General features: G+C 43.8%; 22 protein-coding genes. 21 read left to right on the top strand and 1 reads right to left on the bottom strand.

Annotation, left to right across the window (positions count from 1 at the left end):
• Positions 1 to 101 precede the first annotated feature (101 nt).
• The 3 genes from QNH28_RS17960 to QNH28_RS17950 all read left to right on the top strand — a co-directional run bounded on the left by QNH28_RS17960 (position 102) and on the right by QNH28_RS17950 (position 3,826).
• Positions 102 to 881 (top strand): ClpP family protease, encoded by a 780-nt coding sequence (locus QNH28_RS17960; protein WP_283907900.1) that lies wholly within the window; start codon positions 102 to 104, stop codon positions 879 to 881.
• Entirely contained in the window at positions 878 to 1,090 is a 213-nt protein-coding gene (locus QNH28_RS17955; RefSeq protein WP_283907899.1) for a YlzJ-like family protein, read from the top strand. The genes QNH28_RS17960 and QNH28_RS17955 overlap by 4 nt, the downstream gene beginning before the upstream one ends.
• Before the next feature lie 78 nt (positions 1,091 to 1,168).
• A complete protein-coding gene (locus QNH28_RS17950) occupies positions 1,169 to 3,826 on the top strand; it encodes an FtsK/SpoIIIE family DNA translocase (RefSeq protein ID WP_283907898.1) in 2,658 nt (885 codons plus the stop codon).
• 619 nt (positions 3,827 to 4,445) lie between these two features.
• Here the strand turns inward: QNH28_RS17950 and QNH28_RS17945 are convergent.
• A complete protein-coding gene (locus tag QNH28_RS17945) occupies positions 4,446 to 5,561 on the bottom strand; it encodes an IS110 family RNA-guided transposase (protein WP_283907897.1) in 1,116 nt (371 codons plus the stop codon).
• Positions 5,562 to 6,046: 485 nt separating this feature from the next.
• Here QNH28_RS17945 and sleB point away from each other — a divergent pair, with 485 nt between their 5' ends.
• From sleB to pduL, 18 genes are all read left to right on the top strand, one after another.
• Entirely contained in the window at positions 6,047 to 6,913 is an 867-nt protein-coding gene (gene sleB, locus QNH28_RS17940; RefSeq protein WP_283907896.1) for a spore cortex-lytic enzyme, read from the top strand.
• Positions 6,914 to 7,104: 191 nt separating this feature from the next.
• Entirely contained in the window at positions 7,105 to 8,328 is a 1,224-nt protein-coding gene (yfmF, locus tag QNH28_RS17935; RefSeq protein ID WP_481858396.1) for an EF-P 5-aminopentanol modification-associated protein YfmF, read from the top strand.
• Between the two features lie 2 nt (positions 8,329 to 8,330).
• A complete protein-coding gene (gene yfmH, locus QNH28_RS17930) occupies positions 8,331 to 9,611 on the top strand; it encodes an EF-P 5-aminopentanol modification-associated protein YfmH (RefSeq protein ID WP_283907894.1) in 1,281 nt (426 codons plus the stop codon).
• Between the two features lie 39 nt (positions 9,612 to 9,650).
• On the top strand, positions 9,651 to 10,379 hold the full coding sequence (ymfI, locus tag QNH28_RS17925; RefSeq protein WP_042132274.1) for an elongation factor P 5-aminopentanone reductase: 729 nt from the start codon (positions 9,651 to 9,653) through the stop codon (positions 10,377 to 10,379).
• A 136-nt stretch (positions 10,380 to 10,515) separates the two neighbouring features.
• On the top strand, positions 10,516 to 10,779 hold the full coding sequence (locus QNH28_RS17920; RefSeq protein WP_042189396.1) for a DUF3243 domain-containing protein: 264 nt from the start codon (positions 10,516 to 10,518) through the stop codon (positions 10,777 to 10,779).
• A 176-nt stretch (positions 10,780 to 10,955) separates the two neighbouring features.
• Positions 10,956 to 11,723, top strand: a complete 768-nt coding sequence (locus QNH28_RS17915) for a DUF3388 domain-containing protein (protein WP_042128818.1) — start codon at positions 10,956 to 10,958, stop codon at positions 11,721 to 11,723.
• Positions 11,724 to 11,771: 48 nt separating this feature from the next.
• On the top strand, positions 11,772 to 12,734 hold the full coding sequence (locus QNH28_RS17910) for a helix-turn-helix domain-containing protein (RefSeq protein ID WP_283907893.1): 963 nt from the start codon (positions 11,772 to 11,774) through the stop codon (positions 12,732 to 12,734).
• Between the two features lie 81 nt (positions 12,735 to 12,815).
• On the top strand, positions 12,816 to 12,977 hold the full coding sequence (locus QNH28_RS17905) for a hypothetical protein (protein ID WP_283907892.1): 162 nt from the start codon (positions 12,816 to 12,818) through the stop codon (positions 12,975 to 12,977).
• A 205-nt stretch (positions 12,978 to 13,182) separates the two neighbouring features.
• Positions 13,183 to 13,674, top strand: coding sequence for a YajQ family cyclic di-GMP-binding protein (locus QNH28_RS17900; RefSeq protein WP_042128814.1), 492 nt, complete (start codon positions 13,183 to 13,185; stop codon positions 13,672 to 13,674).
• 153 nt (positions 13,675 to 13,827) lie between these two features.
• A complete protein-coding gene (pgsA, locus tag QNH28_RS17895; protein WP_036688397.1) occupies positions 13,828 to 14,415 on the top strand; it encodes a CDP-diacylglycerol--glycerol-3-phosphate 3-phosphatidyltransferase in 588 nt (195 codons plus the stop codon).
• A gap of 109 nt (positions 14,416 to 14,524) precedes the next feature.
• The gene (locus QNH28_RS17890; RefSeq protein WP_283907891.1) at positions 14,525 to 15,811 is read left to right on the top strand and encodes a competence/damage-inducible protein A; all 1,287 of its coding nucleotides are present in this window, start codon (positions 14,525 to 14,527) and stop codon (positions 15,809 to 15,811) included.
• A gap of 300 nt (positions 15,812 to 16,111) precedes the next feature.
• Positions 16,112 to 17,179, top strand: a complete 1,068-nt coding sequence (gene recA / locus QNH28_RS17885) for a recombinase RecA (RefSeq protein WP_042128809.1) — start codon at positions 16,112 to 16,114, stop codon at positions 17,177 to 17,179.
• 164 nt (positions 17,180 to 17,343) lie between these two features.
• Positions 17,344 to 18,075, top strand: coding sequence for a regulatory protein RecX (locus tag QNH28_RS17880; RefSeq protein ID WP_283907890.1), 732 nt, complete (start codon positions 17,344 to 17,346; stop codon positions 18,073 to 18,075).
• A 317-nt stretch (positions 18,076 to 18,392) separates the two neighbouring features.
• Positions 18,393 to 19,934 carry a ribonuclease Y gene (gene rny, locus QNH28_RS17875; protein ID WP_042128807.1) on the top strand — a complete coding sequence of 514 codons (1,542 nt, stop codon included), beginning with the start codon at positions 18,393 to 18,395 and terminating at the stop codon, positions 19,932 to 19,934.
• Between the two features lie 142 nt (positions 19,935 to 20,076).
• Entirely contained in the window at positions 20,077 to 20,871 is a 795-nt protein-coding gene (locus QNH28_RS17870) for a TIGR00282 family metallophosphoesterase (RefSeq protein WP_283912195.1), read from the top strand.
• Between the two features lie 197 nt (positions 20,872 to 21,068).
• The gene (locus QNH28_RS17865; protein ID WP_019910496.1) at positions 21,069 to 21,329 is read left to right on the top strand and encodes a stage V sporulation protein S; all 261 of its coding nucleotides are present in this window, start codon (positions 21,069 to 21,071) and stop codon (positions 21,327 to 21,329) included.
• 148 nt (positions 21,330 to 21,477) lie between these two features.
• Entirely contained in the window at positions 21,478 to 22,443 is a 966-nt protein-coding gene (locus QNH28_RS17860; protein ID WP_283907889.1) for a dipeptidase, read from the top strand.
• Positions 22,444 to 22,581: 138 nt separating this feature from the next.
• Entirely contained in the window at positions 22,582 to 23,154 is a 573-nt protein-coding gene (gene pduL, locus QNH28_RS17855; RefSeq protein WP_283907888.1) for a phosphate propanoyltransferase, read from the top strand.
• The last annotated feature ends 497 nt before the right edge of the window (positions 23,155 to 23,651 follow it).

The following is a 23,651-nucleotide window of genomic DNA, read 5'->3' as shown; positions in this document are numbered from 1 at the left end:
GGAGAGGTTTGCATAATGCAGGGCCCTGAAATGTCATACTAATGAAAGTTAGTAAGGCTATAGCAGACCAGAGCTGCATAAGAAAAGGGAGAGCTGCGAAGATGAACTACATGAATGGATCGAATGGAGCAAAAAATGAGGAGGTTATACCTCAAGAGGAAAATCCGAATACAAATCAGAATATGCCGCCCACTACAATGGGTGCAATAAAGGAGCTTGGACAAACAGCGGTTCCAAGCGGAGAACCGGATATCTTTTGCATAACGATCATCGGTCAGATTGAAGGCCATATTGTAATGCCTCCTCAGAACAAAACGACAAAATACGAGCATATCATTCCGCAGCTGGTGGCAGCTGAACAGAATAAGAATATTAAAGGTCTGCTTATTATTTTAAATACTGTTGGTGGAGATGTAGAAGCTGGTCTAGCGATTGCCGAAATGATTTCATCGCTTTCTAAACCAACAGTAACTGTAGTTATTGGAGGGGGACATAGTATTGGCGTTCCGATCGCTGTATCCTCGACATATTCGATTATTGCGGAAAGTGCAACGATGACGATACATCCGATTCGTATGAATGGTTTAGTAATTGGTGTGCCACAGACGTTCGAATATATGGAGAAAATGCAGGAGCGTGTAGTTAAATTCGTTACTTCTCATTCTCGGATTTCTGAAGAACAGTTCCGTGACCTCATGTTTAAGACGGGGGAGCTCAATCGTGACATTGGAACAGCCGTTGGGGGACTCGATGCCGTTAAATATGGTCTGATGGATGAGGTGGGCGGGATCGGAGCGGCCTTAGCGCATCTTAACCGCATGATCGGTGGAGATTTCTCTGCAGCGCCTACAGCAGCAATTTCGGGAGGGCTTACTCAATGACACTGTATACGATAATGTCGATGGAACAGGTATGGGAAGGGGCGTTTAATAATTACGCAACAACGCGAGAAGTAAGTGTTCAAGGGATGCTTATGCAGGTTGAACCGATGGAGGAAGGGCGCGCACGTATAGTAAGATTACTGGATTGTCCACTAGATCGTTATTTGGATCCGTCGTACTCTCCTGGAGCGATAATTACGTTAACATAAAGATTCATTTTCTGACAAAAGAGAACATAGGTACGCCACGCCATTATATGGTATAATGTTGTTCCGGGGGTGGCTGGCGTGGCTAAACGAAAAAAGAAAAAGAAAAAAGCGCTGCTCGGCAGCGTTTTAAAATATGAAATTTACGGAATTTTACTAATAACGATATCCGTTATTGCTCTGTCCGGTGAAGCGGCGGTAGGGCGGTCACTTTCAAGTATGGCGGGTTATTTATTAGGGAGATTTTATTTTGTGTTGCCGCTTATTGGTATTTTTTATGGGCTTATGGTTATGATCCATCGCAGATGGCCCTCTTCTTGGAACAGTCGACATACAGGCGTGCTTCTGCTTCTCCTATCCATGTGCCTTATGAGCACTATTTCTGCAATGGAGCAGAAGCTTGGCCCGTTGTCCTTGCTCCATCCTGGCAACGTGATGACCCAAATACATAACGATCTTTCGGGATCTCTTTCGCCCGGTGTTAACAATAGTAATGTCTATATGCTGGGTAAGGACATAAGCGGTGGGTATATCGGCGGATTGGAGTATGCTGCGCTGCTGTGGCTCTTTGGTAGTCTGGGAGCTAAGCTGCTGATGATCGTCATGCTTGCCATCAGTTTTATGTTAATTACAAACCTCTCCTATGTGGAGATACTTACTCTACTGCGAGTTCGTACGGTTAAGTTTGTGGAGGGAATTCGTCTTCATGCGGCAAACCGTCCGAAGGCAGTCCCAGTAGCGGCTAGGCCTTCCAAAGCAGCAGCATCTGCTAAGACTCGGCAGGTGAAACAGCCTGTTTATGACGAGGATGACGAAGAGGAAGAGGATGAGCGTTATTTGCCTAATCGCAAGCAACCGGTCCTATTGAAAAAAATAGCGGGTTGGTTCTCAGGCTCCACACGTTCAGAGGCGGAAGCTAATCCAGAGGATGAGGATCAGGGTCCAATTATAACAAGTGCTTCTCACGGTCCGATTATTTCGGGGCTCTCAGCAGAGAGTCGTGTGACTCCACTTGAAGACCATCATGATTTTGATGATGCTGATTTGGATATGGAACCAGTGACTCCAATTATTCGCGACTTCTTCGAGCATATCCGCTCAGAAGGGCTGAATGAGGAAGATCGGGAGGAATGGAGTGAATTCTCTCCTGCCGCTCGTGGCGTTGCCGTCAAAGCTCCTGCTACTGGGGCTAATTCAGTAAATCAACAGCCTTCAGATGAGCCTGAGGAGAATGTGACCATAGACTTGGATGGATTGCTAAGTGCCACTCCTGATGGAGAGATCATTCCCGCTCCACCGGCACCACCTCCACCAAAACCTTATAAGCTGCCATCTTTCCGACTTCTAGCCAAACCTAATAACAGTGGCAAAGCGGGGGATCAGAATGATTATATGCAGACCGCCCGGAAGCTAGAAGCTACACTAGAGAGTTTCGGTGTAAGAGCAAAGGTTCTTGAAGTAGTTAGAGGACCAGCAGTTACACGGTACGAGATTCAGCCGGATATCGGTGTTAAGGTCAGCCGGATTGTTAATTTGACGGACGATATTGCACTTGCTCTTGCAGCTAAAGATATACGTATGGAAGCACCAATTCCGGGTAAATCAGCCATTGGGATAGAGGTACCAAATTCCGAAGTGTCTATTGTTACGATGCGTGAAGTTATGGAAACACAGATCTTTCAGGAAGCTGAATCCAGATTATCGATTGCTTTTGGACGTGATATTTCGGGTCAGACGATTATAGGTAATTTAGCGAAGATGCCCCATTTATTGGTGGCGGGTGCGACGGGTTCTGGTAAATCGGTTTGTATTAACGGGATTATTACGAGTATTTTATACAAAGCTAAACCCGATGAAGTCAAATTCCTGATGGTAGACCCTAAGATGGTAGAGCTGAATGTCTATAATGGGATTCCTCATCTTTTGGCTCCTGTGGTTACCGATCCGAAACGGGCGAGCTTAGCTTTGAAGAAGATCGTTGTGGAAATGGAGAAAAGGTATGAACTCTTCTCCAAATCAGGAACGCGCAACATGGAAGGCTATAATAAGCTGATGGCAGAGAACCCAGCTGCTATACTTCCGTATATTGTTGTTATTGTGGACGAGCTTGCGGATTTGATGATGGTTGCCGCTAACGATGTAGAGGATGCTATCTGTCGACTTGCACAGATGGCGCGTGCAGCTGGTATCCATCTAATTATTGCTACTCAGCGCCCTTCCGTGGATGTCATTACAGGCTTGATTAAGGCTAATATTCCATCTCGGATCGCTTTTGGTGTATCGTCCAACGTAGATTCACGCACCATTCTGGATATGCCAGGTGCGGAGAAGCTATTAGGTCGAGGAGACATGCTGTTCTTACCGATGGGGGCTTCTAAACCGATTCGTGTACAGGGTGCCTTTATGAGCGATCAGGAGGTTGAGACGATCGTTCAATATGTCAGCAGTCAAGGGGAAGCCGAATATGACGAGTCCATTGTTCCAGAGGTCGATGACACAATTTCTGAGGATCAGGAACCGCAGGATGAGTTATATGAGCAAGCCGTAACGATCGTGCTTGAAGCGAAGCAGGCTTCAGTCTCGCTACTACAGCGCCGGATGAGGGTTGGCTACACCCGTGCAGCCCGTTTGATTGACTCTATGGAGGCTCGTGGGGTAATAGGGCCTTACGAGGGTAGCAAGCCGCGTGAGGTGCTTGTATCACTAGAGCAGTATCAGCATAACAAGATCAGTTCTTAAGCCGGACAAGCCAGTTTAAGCCTTCGATAGACAGTAAAAAGGGGGCGTCCCCAAGTAGTACAAACTACTTGGGGACGGCCCCTTACTCATGCTGAAGAAGTGTAAATGACCCTTCAAATAATGGCTTTAGTGAAGCTTCATTAAAATATTTAGGGAATTTCTCCTTGAAATTCTGAGATTATTGGTTCTCAGACTTACAATTAGGGAAAAGCTCCCTATAATTCATCTATTTTGGTAAGAAATAAAGGATATAGCCTGATTTTTAGGGAGGAATTCCCTGATTCGATTCATTATCAGAGAATATCGACTATTTTCAGGGAGATTTTCCCTGCTATGAACGAATTAGTCAATTCCCCTGTTTTCCCCTTTAAACCAAAGGGTTTTCAATCCCTTGGGCACAGAGACAAAATGCGAGTCGTCGGCTGGCAATCTGCTATCCGTGGGTTGGTTACCACATATTATGCCTACGTCGAAAGAGCTTCCGCAAACTAATTTCGCACGTCAGATCATAGATCCTGTGCACAGGGAATTCACGGATTCTCTTCGAACCTTTCTCTTTGTCTCCATGCCCCAAGGATTCAAATCTTTTGGGTGTTTTTTTATGTTTTTTCCGTTTTATCTACGCCATTTTTCGTTCTGCGTCTACCGCAATCGACCAGATGAATCCAATTAACTCACGACCCACCGCTGCCATGGTTAAATTTCGGTGTTTCCCACGTCTGACTAATTTTAAATACTTGCTGTGTAACCGTTCTTGGGCTTTCCACGACGTTTCATGGACATGAGCACTTTGCCCCTCTAGGCGCACTGCTAAGTCTCCTTTAACAGCAGGGCGGTGACGGTAACTCCATGCGGACTCCACCAGTGCGCGCCGTACTCCGGAATTTCCGACTTTTGTAAGACTACCTCTTTTGGTACTTGCTCCCGATGAATACTCCCGTGGCACGAGTCCCAGATAACTCATGAGCTGAGCCGGTGAACGAAAACGTTCAAAATTCCCAATCTCGACAACTAAAGTCATAGCCGTCAGCAGGGCGATTCCCCTCAGACCTTGTAACGCTTGAATGACAGGTGCGTACGGACAGATCTGTGCTTCTTCTCGCATTGCGGCTTCAAGTCGCTTGATTCGCTCCTCCACTTCCCGGAGCTGTTGCAGGGATTCGGTGAATACCCGTTCTTGAGCTACATTATTAAACTTCAACATAGAGAGCCATTCCCTGTACCTTTTGGTCCAGCGTTTTTTCATGCCCTCTGGCTTGTGAATTTGGTGGCGCAACAGAAAATGAATGAGTCGTTGCCGAGCCCGATGTAGGTCTTGCCTAGCATCTTCTCGCGCACGAATGAGATCTCGTAAGGCTTCGAGTTCTGGAGTCGGCACATAGATCGCGGTCAATTCTCCAGCTCGATGCAGCTGAGCCAGTTTTTCTGCATCCCGTCGGTCGGTTTTTATGGCATCGCCGGGGCGCTGTGGCATACGCGAAGGTGCGATCACCACACAGGAAATCCCCATCTTTGTCAGCCAGCGATATAAGTCGTACCCCGTAGGCCCGGCTTCATAGCAGACTTCTAGTGTAATTCCTAAACCTTTGAGTTTCCGAATCATTCGAGCCACTGCATCCGGGGTATGGGGAATAGCTCCATAATATCGTGCTGATTCTCGACCTTCGTCTGCAATTGCCACCGCAATTTTTTCTTTTGACACATCCAAACCTACGTATTTTATGGTATTCTTCATAGTAACAGCTCCTTTCGCATTTAGCTCTGAAATGGTTGTCCTTCAACTTCCATTTTAACCTACGGTGTGCGAACAGGGGCTGCCTTTCGTTCATCATAACTAAAAGCGCGAAAATGCTACTTGGACTTTCTATAAAAAAGAAGCTACTCCGATCATCAATCTTAATTTGGGCTTTGCCGTGTATGATCAATAAAAATGCGCTTGAGGGTAGTTTATATTGTGAATTTTTATCACTAAATTGTTGAGAAGTATGGCGTATCTATAATTTCTATTAATGCGTGGTTCCACAGTAAAATGTGGTCCTTTAAATTCATGATTAATATCAACTCCATTTTTTTCTTATGTCGATTATAGTTGATAATAATTCTCAATTACAATGAAAAGCTACTTCTTCTTTTTTAGTAATGCATAGGATGCACTGACAGTCGTCATAATAACTTTAGCCATCCATGCAGAACTTACAAAAGAAAGGTAGAGCGAACCCTATGAAGAAACAAAAGATGTGGATATTTGCTGCTTTAACTCTTGCACTTGCTGCCGCGCCGTTTGCAGGAACGTTTTTCAAGGGGAATGGCATTGTTCAGTCCAAGCAAAGTGCTGCTGCGTCATTTGTCCACGAGTTAAATAATCCTGAAGTGGAAGCCTTGCCGGCTTTCAGTACGACACCCATCAAACTTGGGTCCACGGGTCAGGATGTCTATGAATTGCAGGGACGTTTAAAGTATTTAGGTTATTATGCAGGAAAAATAGACAGTCATTTTGGTCCTAAAACGAAGAATGCGGTAACCTGGTTTCAATGGAAATTCGGAATGAAGTCTGATGGCATTGTAGGTGCCAAAACAAAGCTGAAGTTGTATAACGCAACGAAGAACTGGAAGCCAACCGAGCCTTCTACGGGAACGGGAAATAAGACAGCACAGAATAACACTGGTAATAAAACAAATACGTCCGATAAAACGAATTCTCCAGGATTGTCTTCAGGTAATTCGATGGGCATATCGGAGAATGATCTGAAGATCATGGCCAATGCCGTTTATGGAGAAGCCAGAGGTGAGCCTTTCGAAGGTCAGGTTGCTGTTGCGGCAGTCATTTTAAACCGAGTTAAATCACCTAGCTTCCCGAATACACCGTCTGGCGTTATTTTTCAACCGAGAGCATTTACAGCTGTAGCCGATGGTCAGATCTATCTGGAGCCGAACGAGCAAGCACGTAAAGCAGTACAGCAAGCACTCAGTGGTTGGGACCCCACTGGAGGATGTTTGTATTACTTTAACCCTAAAACGGCGACCTCTAAATGGATTTGGACCCGTCCTCAGGTGAAGACGATAGGACAGCATATTTTCTGTATGTAGAAAAGAAGGATAGGGAATTCAGAGAGCAACCGGGAAGAGGCTTCCGGTTGCTTCCTTACTTTGGAATGGTTTAGAATGGTTATTAATTCATAAACATGATATAGAGCAACTATCCACGCCGTAAAGGAGTTTTGGACTTGACTAATAATGTATTTCAGCATGGTACCGTTGGAGGCTTGCGTATTCACGTTATGCCAACCAAGGCGTTCAAGACCTACGCGATCTCACTTTATGCGGGTATCCCTCTTGACGAGAATACTGTGACCTCAACTGCACTAGCTCCATTCGTGCTTCGCAGAGGTACCGCGACTTATCCAGAGACCACGCAATTCCGTGAGCGTTTGGAGGAACTGTATGGCGCTGGGTTCGGGTTTGATATTTATAAAAGAGGCGATTATCAAATCGTTCAGTTCCGCATGGATACTATTAATGACTCTTTTGTGCAAAGCCAGGAGAGCTTACTTGAACAATCCTTCGCTTTCTTAGGTGAAGTACTGACTCGTCCATTAGTTGAAGACGGCAGCTTCCGACCTTCGTATGTTGCAACGGAGCGTGAAACCGTTCGCAAGAAGCTGGAGTCCATCGTAAATGACAAGATACGTTACGCTGCTGAGCGCTGTATTGAGGAAATGTGCCGTAACGAGCCATATCGTCTTCACCCTCTGGGGCAAAGAGCGGATCTGGATCAAATCACTCCGAAAAGTTTGTATGAATCGTATAATTCCTGGCTGGATGATGCCATCCTTGATCTCTATGTAGTGGGTGACACAACAGCTGAGGAAGTAGAAAAGCTTGTACAGAGTCATTTCGGTCGGGTTCAGTCCGAGGTGGGCTTATACAGCTCTAAGTTCGTACCTGTATCAGTTAATGAGGTGAGGACTGTAGAAGAGAAGCTGGATGTCAGTCAGGGCAAGCTGAACCTGGGTCTACGCACCTCTATTACTTATAAGGATGATAATTACGCGTCCGCACTTATGTACAACGGAATATTAGGAGGGTATCCACACTCTAAACTTTTCGTTAACGTACGTGAGAAGGCAAGTCTTGCATATTATGCTTCGTCTCGTTATGACGGGCACAAGGGCATTGGAACGATTCAATCAGGCATCGAAACACAAAATTACGGCAAAGCCGTGGACATTATAGAGAAGCAATTGGAAGAGATGAAAGCTGGCAATATCAGTGATCTGGAATTGAGTCAGACTAAAGCCATGATTCGCAATCAGCTTTCCGAGATTCCGGATTCCGCTTTTGAAATGATCTCTTACGACTTCAACCGCCAGTTGTCAGGAAAAGAACGGACAACGGATCAGCTATTGGGGCAGGTGGAACAAATCGGTGCTGAAGATGTAAAAGCCGCCGCCGAAACCTTTCAGCTAGATACGATTTATTTCTTGACAGGGAAGGAGGAATAACGATGGAACAAATTCATTACGACAGACTTCAAGAGACCATTTATCATGAGGTCATGGATAACGGGCTTCAGGTATATGTGTTGCCGAAACCAACCTTCAACAAGACCTATGCTACATTTGCTACTAAATACGGTTCCGTTGACAATCATTTTCATGTTGCAGGTGGAGAAGAGACCACTGTTCCTGATGGTATAGCTCACTTTTTAGAGCACAAAATGTTCGAAGAGCCAGAAGGCGATATTTTTGCTACCTTTGCTTCAAATGGAGCCTCCGCTAATGCCTTTACAAGCTTTGACCAGACGGTTTATCTTTTCTCGGCAACTGAGAATATAGAAACCAACCTTAGTACGCTCGTTGATTTTGTTCAGCGACCTTATTTTACAGATGAGAATGTAGAAAAGGAAAAGGGAATTATTGGTCAAGAAATCAATATGTATGCTGATAATCCGGACTGGCGCGTCTATTTTGGCCTTATTGAAGCGATGTATTCGAAGCATCCGGTTCGGATTGACATTGCCGGTACGGTAGAATCGATTAGTACGATCACAAAAGAAACGCTGTACACCTGTTATAACGCTTTTTATCATCCTAGCAATATGCTGTTGTTCGTGGTTGGGGGTGTGGATCCGGAGAAAGTATTCTCCTTGGTTCGCAGTAACCAAAAGGGTAAAACCTACGGCAAGCAGGGTGAAATCAAGCGTATTTTTGAAGATGAACCCGAACAAGTTGCTACAAAACGTCTAGAAAGTAAGCTTGCCGTCTCGATGCCAAAAATCATGTTTGGTTTCAAGGAAAAGGTAGATGGTCTAACGGGTGAAGCTTCTCTGAAACGCGACCTGATAACGAAGCTAATGCTCGATTTGTTGGTAGGTAGTAGCACAGCATTGTATCAAAAGCTATATGATGAGGAATTGATCTCGGACAGCTTTGGACATGAATTTAATAGTTCTCCACAATATGCTTTTTCTGCAATGGGTGGGGATACGAAGGATCCTGATTTGCTTTTAAAACGAATTAAAGAAGAAATAGATCTAATCTTAAAGTCCGGCTTTGCGGAGAAGGATTTCGAGCGGGCTCGGAAAAAGAAAATTGGCGGTTATTTGCGCATGCTGAATTCCCCTGAAAGTATCGCACATGAATTTACACGCTACCAGTTCCGCGGTGGTGACCTGTTTGAAGTTCTGCCTATGTACGAATCGATTACTTTGGCAGAAGTTAATGAGCGTCTGCAAGCCCATGTAAACTGGGAACAGCTAGCCATTTCATTGGTGGTGAGTCCTTAGGTGAGCGTTTTGGGAGAGAGCAGCAAACCACTAGGGGAAATGACAGTGCTTGTTACAGGGGGCAGCGGAGGGATCGGTGGCGCCATTGCAGAACGATTTGCTTCTGTGGGGATGAACATTGTTATTCATTACAAGCACTCGCATGAAGCTGCGAATGATGTCGCTCGCCGTTGTATGGCCCTTGGCGCAAAGGTAATGACAGTAAACGCGGATATGAAGGATCGTAGTCAGATTGTACGTATGGCGGAAAAGCTTGAGAGTAATGGGATGCAGCCGGATATCCTCGTCAATAATGCCGGTAAATCGCATTACGGAATGCTTGCTGATGTGACCGAAGAGGAATGGGATGATATTATGTCCATTAACTTGAAGGGAACCTTTATGTGCAGTCAGATCTTTATGCCGTACATGGTGTCTCAGCGTTATGGTCGTATCATTAACGTTTCTTCTGTATGGGGGATCACGGGAGCTTCTTGCGAAGTAGCTTATTCGGCTAGTAAGGGTGGAGTGAATGCCTTTACAAAGGCTTTAGCTAAAGAGTTGGCTCCATCTGGTGTAACTGTTAACGCGGTAGCTCCAGGAGCGGTTAATACGAACATGCTGTCCAATTTACAGGAGGATGAAGTCCGTATGCTGGAGGATGAAATTCCGGCAGGACGCTTAGCTACTCCTAATGAAATATCTTCACTAATTTATTTTTTGGCTTTGCCTGAGTCCGGGTATATCACTGGCCAGATTATTAGTCCGAACGGTGGGTGGATTACCTAATTCTTAGTTGGAGAAAAGCTCCAGCATAAGAACTTAGTGTCTGAGACATATTATAAGTGTTGTTTTTAAATCTCACGTAAGGCGGCTTACAGCCTGTATGCAGGTGTTTGACCGTAAACATGAAGGAGGATTTAAGATGACACAAGAAGATAGCGTAATCAAAAATTTTGACACCTGGAAGAAATTTCTAGGAAAACGAGTTGTACAGGCGGAGAAACTTGGGATGAGTGAAGACACAATCTCAAAGCTGGCTTTTGAAATCGGGGAATTTCTCGATGAAAAAGTGGATCCAGCAAACACTCAAAACCGTGCGATCAAAGAGCTATGGGACGTCGGCAACGATGAAGAAAAGCAAACGATCGCAAAACTCATGGTCAAGTTGGCGAAAAATCACGCCTAAGCTTGCGGAAAAGCTCCCCTTGTGGGAGCTTTTCTGCAATTATTACAGGACTGACCTTGCCTTTCATTTTTATTTTATATATCATTAACATGACCCGTGTTTCAGACCCCTTTGTCTGAACGGCATTTTTTTGATGTATATCAAAGTGCGGGAAAAGGAATCTATGAGGTGTACAAGTGGAATATAAACAATGGTATATGGAATACAAGATTCACAAGAACAGACCCGGTCTGCTTGGTGATATCGCTTCAATGTTAGGGATGCTAGAAGTCAACATTCTGACGATTAATGGCGTTGAAGGAAAGACTCGCGGAATGTTGCTGGAGACCAATGACGATGACAAAATAATGCTGATGGGCGAAATGCTCAAGAAAGTTGATAATATTACAGTTTCAGCTCTGCGGTCTCCAAGACTCGTAGACAAGCTGGCTGTGCGCCATGGGCGATATATTGAACGGGATTCAGATGATCGGAAGACGTTTCGTTTTACTCGGGATGAGCTTGGTCTATTGGTCGATTTTCTCGGGGAACTGTTTAAAAAAGATGGAAATCAGGTAATAGGACTTCGAGGTATGCCCCGTGTAGGAAAAACGGAATCAATCATTGCTGGCAGTGTCTGCGCTATGAAGCGTTGGACATTTGTCTCCTCGACACTTTTACGTCAGACGGTTCGAAGTCAATTAGCAGAAGATGAGATGAACCCACATAATGTATTTATTATTGATGGTATTGTTAGTACGATCCGCTCCAATGAGAAGCATTATAATTTATTACAAAATGTTATGAGTATGCCAAGTACGAAAGTGATCGAGCATCCAGATATTTTTGTGCGGGAATCTGAGTACACCTTTGATGATTTTGATATTATTATCGAGCTTCGCAATAATCCAAATGAAGAAATATTGTACGAGTCGTTCACGACTAGCTACAGTGATGATTTATAGAACAACAATGAACAATGATATTCATTGAAATTTACAGGAGGTGATGGTATGTCGGAACTGGGCCGGCAATTGAAAGAGGCGCGTCTGCAAAAAGGGATGAGTCTTGACGATGTCCAGGAAGTAACGAAAATTCGCAAAAAGTATTTGGAAGCCATCGAGTCTGGAGACTATAAGGTGCTTCCAGGAAGTTTTTATGTTAGGGCGTTTATCAAAACGTACGCAGAGGCAGTAGGGATGAGTCCTGACGAACTGCTAGAGGAGCATGGGAATGTACCTGCCCCTCCCGAAGACACAGCCATGGAAACGGTGATTCAAAAACGCAGCCGTAGACCTGAAACCGAACGGAATGCAAAATGGCTGCCAACAGTGCTAATGTGGACATTTCCAATATTAATTATTGTTGTGATTTACATTTATGCCTCTAGTTTGAACAAACCGGACCCTGATCAGATTGATCAGACGAATCTGACGAATGAACAGCAGGATCCTACGACAGCACAAACATCACCACCGGCTTCAGGAGGTGGAGTTGTGGCGCCAACTTCTTCGGCAGGTGCAGAAGCAACAACTGAACCTACTACAGAGCCTACGCCGACTCCAACACCTACGCCTTCTCCGCAATCCATTACAGTTACACCGGATGGGAAGTCAGGCAAAACAACAAAATTCAAGGTTTCAGCTCCGGCTGGAAGTGAAGTGAAGGTTGAGATTTCTGCTACTGGGGTAAGTTGGCTTGAGGTGTATAAAGGTGAGAACTCTAAAGGTGAGAAACTCTCATTTGGTAATACAGCTGCAGGAGATCGTATGAGTTTTGTTCTTGGAAGTGAAGGAATCTATATTAAATCTGGTTATTCACCAGCTACTGAGATTACTGTTAATGGACAAGTAATTACAGATGAAAAGACTTCATCCCGACTGCTGCTTAATCTGGATGATGGTACTGGAAGCGAAGCGATCCAGAATGAAGGAACCACAGATACTACTGACCAGACTAATGAAACAGGCCAATAAGAAATACGATGCATAGACTTTGGCTTTACGGGGAACATAAGAATGTTTCCAGTTCTTAGCCAAAGTGAGGTGTACATTTTTATGATTGTTAGCTGGATTGTTGCTGGACTTGGGGTTGTTGTCAGTCTCATCGGATATTATATGACACCAAGTGCTTGGGGTTATGGAATTCTCGGTTTCGGTCTTGCGCATATTGTGCTTGGGATTCTGGATATGTTTCGAAACCCAGTCCGAAGCAGATAGAAAACTTAGAAATGAGCGTCTCCAATGGTATACTTCCGCTGGAGACGTGTTTCTACCCATTGAACAGAACTCATTTCGAAGGAAAAGCTCCACTTTGTGGGGCTGTTTTCTGTGTCGGGTGAGGTACATATTATCCAAAATTAGACTTAAGGGTATCATTCTTTTATAATAGTAGCAGACTAAAAAGAACAAAGGACGTGGAGTTATGAGTTCAGAAAGTTCATTTGATATCGTATCTAAAATGGATATGCAGGAATTAACGAATGCGATTCACCAAACGGAGAAAGAAATTGATAACCGATTTGACTTTAAGAACAGTAAAAGCAGTCTGAAGCTTGAGAAAGACGCTCTTATTATCGCCTCTGAGGATGAATATAAGTTAAATGCTGTTATTGATATTTTACAATCAAAGATGGTAAAGAGAGGCATCACGCTGAAAAACTTGGATTTCGGTAAAGTGGAGCCAGCTTCTCTGGGAAGTGTTCGTCAGCGCTTAGGGCTTAAGCAAGGAATCGATCAGGAGAACGCGAAAAAGATTAATATCCTGATTCGTGATTCGAAATTGAAGGTGAAGAGCCAGATTCAAGGAGATCAGATCCGCGTAACTGGTAAGAGTCGCGATGATTTGCAACAAATTATCCAGATTTTGCGTAAAGCTGATTTGCCGCTGGACCTGCAGTTCAACAACTTAAAATAGAATTTTGTACCCCGCAGTGCTTATTAGCACCATGATGCGGGGTGCTTTGTATTTTTTTTGACACCTATTTATAGCTATAATATACTTGCTTAAGTAGAAATAGATGAGCCTGACTCAGGCGATTTGTATGAACGATTTAGGGGAGGAACTTCAGTGAATTTGCCCAACCGCATCACGCTAGCACGTATTTGCCTGATCCCGATTATGATGTTTTTCTTACTGGTGGATTTCAGCTTTTATCCAGAACCGATACATTGGGGCTCTTTTCAGCTATCTGTTAATCATTTGGTAGCAGCTGTAATCTTTTTGCTTGCTGCGAGCACAGATGGAATAGACGGCTACATAGCAAGGAAATATAATATGGTCACCAATCTCGGTAAACTTCTTGATCCGTTAGCGGACAAGCTGTTAGTTTCTGCAGTTCTGATTTCACTTGTGGAATTGGGCAGATGTGACTCATGGATCGCAATTGTTATCATAAGTCGTGAGTTCGCAGTAACCGGGCTTCGCCAGATAGCATTGTTAGAGGGAAAAGTGGTTGCCGCCAGCAAATGGGGTAAAATAAAGACGGTTGTACAAATTGTAGCGATCTCACTGCTGTTGTTGAACAATTTCCCATTTCAATTCGTCAGCATTCCTGTAGACGATATTGCCATTTGGGCTGCAGCCTTGATCACTATTTACTCTGGAATTGATTATTTTGTGAAGAATAAGGATCTGCTACAGCTGCATAATGCTTAAGCATTTTAGGTAGCTATATATAGGAGAGGTAATAGGTAAAGCACCTATTACCTTTTTTAAACCCTAAAAGCAGTGTATCTACATTATAACGAGGAGGCGAAAGCCAGGTATGAAAGCGGAGATTATAGCAGTAGGCACGGAGCTTTTGCTCGGTCAAATCGTAAATAGTAATGCCCAGTTTTTGTCTATAGAACTAGCTGCTATTGGCATTGATGTATATTTTCAAACCGTGGTTGGCGATAACAGCAGTCGCTTGCAGCAAGCGATTGAAATCGCTCAAAGTAGAGCTGATGTTATCATTTTTACCGGTGGTATTGGTCCGACAGAGGATGATCTTACGAAAGATGCACTGGCTGCTGCTCTAGGTCGAACACTCCATATAGATCGCATGGCAATGGATCATGTGCAACGTTTCTTTGATGATCGAAAGATCGTTATGACGGAGAATAACCGTAAACAGGCACTTATAATTGAAGGAACAACACCTTTGCCGAATGAGATCGGTCTTGCTGTTGGTATTGCTTTTGAGCATGAAAAGAAATATTATATTGTGCTTCCTGGTCCACCTCGTGAGATGAAACCGATGTTCGTAGATAAGGCTGTACCGTGGCTCCAGCAGCATGCACTGACGACAGAAATGCCAATTTATTCTAAAATGCTTAAATTCGCTGGTATCGGGGAATCCCTGCTTGAGGATAAACTCATTGATCTTATTCACAGCCAGACTGATCCGACCATCGCTCCTTACGCTAAAGAGGGAGAGGTAACCGTCCGTATTTCGACAAAGGCGCCTTCCGAGCATGAAGCTTTCAAGAAGCTGGAGATTCTGGAGAATCAGATCAAAGAGATTTTACCAGAACATTTATATGCAAATATTGATGTGCCACTGGAGCAGCTAATTGTGGATTGGATGGCGGATGCAGGTCTGACTTTAAGCGCGGCGGAGAGTTGCACTGGAGGCTTGCTGATGGAGAGTATAACCAACATTCCAGGTAGTGCTTCGATGTTTGCGGGAGGAATTGTCTGTTATTCTAACGACCTAAAGAAAAAGCTTCTGAATGTGCCAAGTGCTTATTTGGAGGGGCCAAATGCTCCTGGGGCAGTGAGTCGTGAAGTTGCCGAGGTGTTAGCTGATCAGGTGAGAATGATCGCGGACAGTGATTTCGGTTTATCTGTAACAGGTGTAGCAGGACCGGGCTATTCTGAACGTAAGCCAGTTGGGCTTGTATTTATTGGTCTGGCTGAACGTGGGCGTAAGACAGAGGTATATGAGCTTAATCTTAAAGGTACTCGTGAAAATATCCGCCTGCGTACTGTTAAAGCTCTGCTGTATCGACTATGGCGCAGACTTGAGGAACGCAAGGTGGAGACACCACTTGAGGGTTCAGACTTGTAATGGGAGTTTAGCCCAGTTATAATTGAAACATACGGAAGAACCGTGGCACTGAGATTTCTTTGCTGCGGTTTTTTGTATATCTGCAGAGATTTTGATCACTATTTTTAGTTAGGATCATAAGTCGTTGATGTCCGGTGAAGTGAAGAAAATAGTTAACTTCTATATCCGGAGGGAGGCTTACAATAAAAGGGATAATTAACGCTTAAGACAAAAAAAACGAATGTATGTTCGAAAAAAAGCTTGGCAAGACCTCACAAACACGTTATTATATTATTATAAACAGTGAAGGAAGTGGTCTGATTGTCAGATCGTCGTGCAGCGCTTGATATGGCGCTTCGTCAAATAGAAAAACAATTTGGTAAAGGTTCGATCATGAAACTGGGAGAATCCACTCATATGCAAGTGGAAGTTGTACCTAGCGGATCTTTGGCACTTGATATTGCGTTAGGTATAGGCGGACTTCCAAAGGGACGTATTATTGAAGTGTACGGACCTGAATCCTCCGGTAAAACAACTGTTGCTCTTCATGCTATTGCAGAAGTTCAAAAACAAGGTGGACAAGCTGCATTTATCGATGCTGAGCATGCGCTCGATCCGAAGTATGCGCGTAACTTGGGCGTAAACATTGATGAATTGTTGCTATCTCAGCCAGATACGGGTGAACAGGCACTTGAGATTGCTGAAGCACTTGTTCGTAGTGGCGCAGTAGATATTATTGTCGTTGACTCTGTAGCTGCTTTGGTTCCTAAAGCGGAAATTGAAGGCGACATGGGTGATTCTCACGTCGGCCTACAGGCTCGTTTGATGTCTCAAGCGCTTCGGAAGCTATCTGGTGCCATTAGTAAATCGAATACAATTGCTATCTTTATTAACCAGCTTCGTGAGAAAATTGGTGTTATGTTCGGTAACCCTGAGACAACTCCGGGTGGTCGGGCGCTGAAATTCTACTCTTCCGTGCGCTTGGATGTTCGTCGTGTTGAAAGTATTAAGATGGGTAACGACGTTGTAGGTAACCGTACCAAGATCAAGATTGTGAAGAATAAGGTAGCACCTCCATTTAAACAAGCTGATGTTGATATCATGTATGGTGAAGGGATTTCCAGAGAAGGAAGTCTTGTAGACATCGGTACTGAAATGGACATCGTGAATAAGAGTGGTGCATGGTATTCCTATGAGGGTGAGCGTCTCGGCCAAGGACGTGAGAATGCCAAACAGTTCTTGAAGGAACATCAAGATATTGCACTCATCATTGAGAACAAGATTCGTGAAGCAAGTAACCTGTCCACTATTGTTGCTGCACCAAATGAAGCGGAAATCATTGCAGAGCAAGAGGAAGAAGAAAAACTACTTCTCGAAATCGAACAATAGAATTTATTAAGGAATAGGACGCCCTGTGATTGATTGTTGCAGGGTGTCTTTTCTTAACACATCAGAAAATGTATATTTGGGGTCCCCGCAAAGTACCTGAGTACGTATCGAAGTTAAGCCACACTTTGTGGGGATATTTTCTTGCTATGAGGTGACAAGCAACTATGGTAATACAGCTGGACATGGATTTTGAATCGGATGAGCAGGACGTACAGGTCCTATCTGATTTTCCTGAAGGAGAACTTTTAGAAATTACTAAGGTAGAACGTCAGAAGAAATCGGACCACCGCTATATCATACATTTCGGAGCCTATAACATGACTGTGCACGAAGACGTCATGATTAAATATCGGATGATTACTGGAAATTCTTTTATGAAAGCCGATTTGGAGGAAATTGTTGTTGCCGATGAGCGTCAACGAGCTTATGTAGAAGGGCTTCGTTATCTAGAACGAAAGCCGCGAACCGCTATGGAAATGATTCGCCGTTTACGGCAGAAGGAAATAGGGGAGACTATTATTGCGGAAGTGGTGCAACGGCTACAGCAGGAAAGATTTCTTGATGACCCTTTGTATGCAAAGCAATGGGCGGAGCAACGCATTACGAACCAGCGAAAGGGGAAAATGTGGATTCGCCAAGAGCTACGTGAGAAAGGAATCGACAAAACCTTGATCTCGGAAGCACTGGAGAATGTCAGTCCTGAACAAGAACTAGAGAGTGCACTTCAGATTGGACGTAAGAAATGGAATCTCATTCGTGGTGAAGCCACAGATAAGCGCAGAAAGACTGGAGCCTTCTTAATGCGGCGTGGATTCTCGGGCGATATGGTGCGACAAGTGATCAATACTTTACTTGAGGAAGACAATTATGAGGGTGAAGATGAGGAATTTTACTAGACTCACTGATTCTCTTGACATTAATGCTCATATCGACTCTCTTGACAATGTCTTTTTATAAATAATAAAATATAACATGAATCGGCATAAAGTAAGAAACCTTTTTCCTTCCCAAAAAGGGGACTTTTTAAAAACGATTCGCGTACAACTCATATGAAATGTAATCGCCGGATAAGGCGGGCAGTGTGCATGTGCAGCATGTGCAGTATGGCAATCGGTTGTTTACCGGTTTTTTGTATGGTGATGAACGGATAGTTTAACAACTGCACAATTCCCAGGGATATACCTTGGAGAGGAACCAACGAGGAGGTGAACAGATGCAAGCATGGATCTGGGTCATTATCGTTCTCGTTGTAGCTGCATTATTCTTTGGGTTCGGTTATTTTATTCGTAAATCCCTTGCAGAAGCTAAAATTCAAAGCGCAGAAAGAGAAGCCGTAGTCATCGTGGAGAACGCGAAGAAAGACGCTGAGGCGCTGAAGAAAGAAACGGTATTGGAAGCTAAGGACGAAGTCCATAGAATCCGTACTGAAGCTGAGAAAGAAACTCGTGAACGTCGGAATGAAATCCAACGGCAAGAGAGACGTTTGCTGCAAAAGGAAGAATCTCTGGATAAAAAAATGGAATCGCTTGAAAGAAAAGAAGAACAAGTAGCTAACAAAGAGAAACGAATTGATGAAACCCAACAGCAAATTGATGTTATTTACAAAAACCAAGTCACTGAATTGGAGCGTATTTCCAATTTAAGCATCGAAGATGCAAGAAGTATTATTCTTAGCAATGTTGAGCAAGAAGTTCGCCATGAAACGGCTCAAATGATCAAAGAAATTGAACAGCAGGCGAAAGAGGAAGCGGATAAGAAATCCCGCGAAATCATCACACTCGCTATCCAACGCTGTGCAGCTGATCACGTAGCGGAGACAACAGTTTCAGTTGTTACCCTGCCGAATGAAGAGATGAAGGGTCGGATTATCGGTCGTGAAGGCCGTAACATTCGTGCACTCGAAACTCTTACAGGTATCGACCTCATTATTGATGATACGCCGGAAGCAGTTATTTTGTCGGGATTTGATCCAATCCGCCGTGAAGTGGCTCGTACGGCACTTGAGAAGCTTGTGGCAGATGGACGCATCCATCCCGCTCGAATTGAAGAGATGGTGGAGAAATCCCGCAAAGAAGTGGACGAACGAATTCGCGAATACGGTGAACAAGCTACTTTCGAAGTGGGTGTTCACGGATTGCATCCAGATTTGATCAAGATTCTGGGTCGTCTGAAATTCCGTACAAGCTATGGTCAAAATGTATTGAAGCACTCCATGGAGGTTGCTTATTTAACTGGACTGATGGCCGGTGAGCTTGGGGAAGACATCGTGCTTGCAAAACGTGCAGGATTGCTCCATGATATCGGCAAAGCGCTGGATCATGAAGTAGAAGGATCGCATGTCGAGATCGGCGTTGAACTAGCGAAGAAATATAAGGAACATCCGGTTGTTATTAACAGTATCGCGTCTCATCATGGAGATTGCGAAGCTACCTCGGTTATAGCTATGTTGGTTGGTGCAGCTGATGCATTGTCAGCAGCAAGACCTGGTGCTCGCCGTGAAACACTGGAAACGTATATTAAACGTCTAGAAAAACTAGAAGAAATCTCAGAGTCATTCGAAGGCGTTGAGAAATCATTTGCTATTCAGGCAGGCCGTGAGGTACGCGTGATGGTACAGCCAGAGAAGATTGACGATGCAGAGGCATTCCGTCTTGCTCGCGATATTACGAAGATGATTGAAAGTGAACTGGATTATCCAGGACATATCAAAGTTACCGTTATTCGTGAGACACGGGCTGTTGAATACGCTAAATAGGTGGAATATAAGGTTAAGGGATAAGATGTAACTTATACTTTCTTATATTTGTTGAGAATTGGCCCCTAAGCGGGGCCTTTTTTCTTTTGAATATGAGGTCTTATTCATTAGATATAGCGGTTAAGATTAGGAGGAGAGAATCATTAAAGTACTATTTATTGGAGATATCGTTGGAAATGTTGGTAGAAAGGCTCTTCGCGAGATGCTACCCTCTCTAAAAAGTAAATATCAGCCACATATCATTATTGTGAATGGTGAAAACTCTGCTGCAGGTAGAGGGATCACCAAGGCGATTGCGAATGAATTTTTTAACTGGGGCGTTCACGGTATAACTATGGGGAATCACACATGGGACAACAAAGATATTTTTGAATTCATCGATGATGAAGCTCGGATTATTCGTCCCGCTAATTTTCCGCCAGGAACACCGGGAAGAGGTTATACAGTTGTTAAAGGGAACGGTAAAGAACTGGCCATAGTAAATTTACAAGGCCGGACATTCTTACCTGCTATTGATTGTCCTTTCCGTGTTGGAGATGAAATTGTGGAAGAGCTTCGTAGAGATCATAAATGTATTCTCGTCGATTTCCATGCAGAGGTAACCTCTGAGAAAATCGCCATGGGGTATTTCATGGATGGTCGGGCATCGATCGTAGTAGGTACACATACTCATGTTCAAACGAATGATGATGTGATTTTACCAGGAGGCACTGCGTATTTGACCGATGCGGGAATGGTTGGTTCAAGCGAGGGAATTCTGGGTATGGAAAGAGATGCAGTACTTTATAAGTTCACAACTCAGCTTCCAGCACGATTTGTTGTCGATGAAGGCAAGTGGCAGCTTCATGGTTTATTTGCAGAATTAGATGAAAATACTGGTGCGGCAACTCGTCTGGAGAAGATACGGCTGCGTGAAGGTGAATGGGTTATGAGCTAAGTGTAGAACAGAGTATAGTTTAATTCGGTAATTTCGCCGTGCTAGGGTAGTGTGATATTTTTTATATCGTAAAAGAGTATCTTGTACACCGTTTTTGGAAGACGTGGTCCGTAAAAAGAAGGAATTATTTCTTCTCTCGCGAATAACATCTAAAGTAGTGGAAGAACACCATTATTTTCCCAGGGGAGGTACTTACTATGGATGTATTAAAAGTATCAGCTAAATCCAATCCAAATTCCGTCGCCGGCGCATTAGCGGGTGTTCTTCGTGAACGTGGATCGGCCGAATTACAAGCTATTGGAGCTGGAGCACTGAATCAAGCAGTCAAAGCAGTTGCCATTGCCCGGGGATTTGTTGCACCAAGCGGAGTTGATTTGATCTGCATTCCTGCTTTCACTGATATAGTGATTGATGGAGAAGATCGAACCGCGATTAAACTGATTGTTGAACCCAGATAATAGACCTATAGAATGAATGAACCTGTTTACTTATGTAAACAGGTTTTTTGCTTTTGGTTTATAGTCTGGCGTTTTTTTGCATAGTATTTGAAGTAGGCGCTTGGAAATGGAATGTACGGCTGGAACTGCGAGAAAGTGGGGGTGTACAATGCGCGCTGATAAGCTTAAGGTGGCGGATTTTCATTGTGATGTGCTAAGCAAAATGCAAGCATACCCGGATATTAATTTTGACAATGATCCTCGATTAGATGTAACAGCAGACCGGCTGGCATCTGGTGGGGTGGAGCTGCAATGTTTTGCGATATATCTTTCAGCTACCAGAGGTAAACCTAGCTTTGAACAAGTTCTAAGACAAATTGATCTCTTTAGGCAAAAGATAGTGTGCACAGATGGGCTTCAGTGGTTGCGGTGGAAGGAGGAAGTCGGGAATCGAATGGTTGGAGCGCCTCCACAGGCAATGCTCTCTCTGGAGGGCGTAGACGGCTTAGAAGGGAACTTATTTTATGCTCAGCTCTGTTTCGAACTTGGAGTACGGTTTCTTGGTGTAACTTGGAATAATGCAAATTGGGCAGCAGATGGTGTGCTAGAGAAGCGTAATGGTGGATTTACCGAAAAAGGAAAAAAGCTGGTAGATTGGTGCAACCACAGTGGAATGCTGCTGGATGTCTCTCATTTGTCGCAAGCGGGGTTCTGGGAGTTGGCTGATTTAAGCGCTCGTCCATTTATAGCTTCTCATTCAAATGCCGCAGCCATTTGTGGTCATGTTAGAAATTTAGATGATGAGCAGATTAAAGCTTTAATCGCTATGGACGGGAGAATGGGGCTGACCTTTTACCCGTGGTTTGTATGTGATGATGGGAAGGCTCGTATGGATGATTTGTTAAAGCACATTGAACATGTATGTAGTCTGGGTGGAGAGAAGCACATAATGTTTGGCTCGGATTTTGACGGCATTGATATTTGGGTAGAGAAGTTGGAGCATCCGGGAAAATACCCTGATCTTATAGGGCAGTTACTTCGTTATTATCCTGAGGATACTGTAAAAGGCTGGATGTATGACAATGCAACATCTTTTTTAAGCACATACTTACCCGCTCAGGTGTCTAAACCATGACAATCTTGTGCAAAAAACATAAATTGTCGAAAAAAGGGGCTTCGTTATGATGCAGCCCTTTTTATTTTTGGGTAAGAAGATGTATAATGATTAATGGCTTGTACAGATACTAGAGAAAATACAAGGAGTGACTTTACTATGAGTAAGACTGTACCCGTAGGTGTGTCGGCTAGACATATTCACCTTACGCAAGAGCACGTGGAGGCTCTGTTTGGCCCAGGATATCAATTAACTGAGTTCAAACCACTCTCCCAACCAGGACAATTTGCAGCAAATGAACAAGTAGCAGTTATCGGTAGCAAAGGTAAATTTGACAAGGTAAGAATTTTGGGACCTGCTCGTCCGGCTTCCCAATTAGAAATTTCCCGTACTGACTCCTTCGCACTTGGCGTGAAAGCTCCAGTTCGCGAATCTGGAAATATTGAAGGAACACCTGGCATTACGCTTAAAGGACCTGCTGGTGAAGTTGAATTAGAACAAGGTGTTATCATCGCAGCTCGTCACATTCACTTCCACACTTCCGAAGCGCAAGCTTGGGGCATTGCTGATAAGCAATTGCTTAAAGTTCGTCTCGGTGGCGATCGCGGTCTCGTATTGGAGAACGTAATTGCTCGTGTATCCGACAGCTTCAAACTTGATATGCATATTGATACCGACGAAGCTAATGCTGCTGGTGCCAACAATGGCGACACTGCTGAAATCGTAGAATAGTCTTCATAGTTATTCGAATGATAAGAAGCGGGGGAGAAATCCTCCGCTTTATTTGTTGTGTATTGGGAAACATTATTGGGTTGATACGTAGGCTTGAACATTTTTTGGACTATATTGCAGCTATTTCAGTATTTTGATGTGTTTTGCTAACGTATCGGACTGGATAGCTCTTATTAACTTATAATTGTACTGATTTGGGCTTCATTTTCATGAATAGCTGCAACTGAGTCCGATAGCGCGGCAAAAAGCCACGAATCTGCAAAATAAGTGCGGCTGAGTCCGAGCGCTTAACGAAAAGCACATCGTAGATAATTATGGGAAGTATATTGCTGTTGCAACAGTAAAGTGGATCGTATCGTGAAATGGATTTTTAATGAAAATTGGTGTAATGATAAAGAATATCTATTATTATGTGACTAATTGTGTTATGATTATTGTTTGTGACGTGACAAAAGGATTTAATGATAAGAATATATGTATTAGAAATTAAGGAGACC

It is taken from the genome of Paenibacillus sp. G2S3, from assembly GCF_030123105.1.
In the GTDB taxonomy this organism is placed as follows: Bacteria; Bacillota; Bacilli; order Paenibacillales; family Paenibacillaceae; genus Paenibacillus_AQ.
The sequence above is the reverse complement of the archived record's forward strand: the minus strand, read 5'-3'. Positions and strand labels throughout refer to the sequence as shown.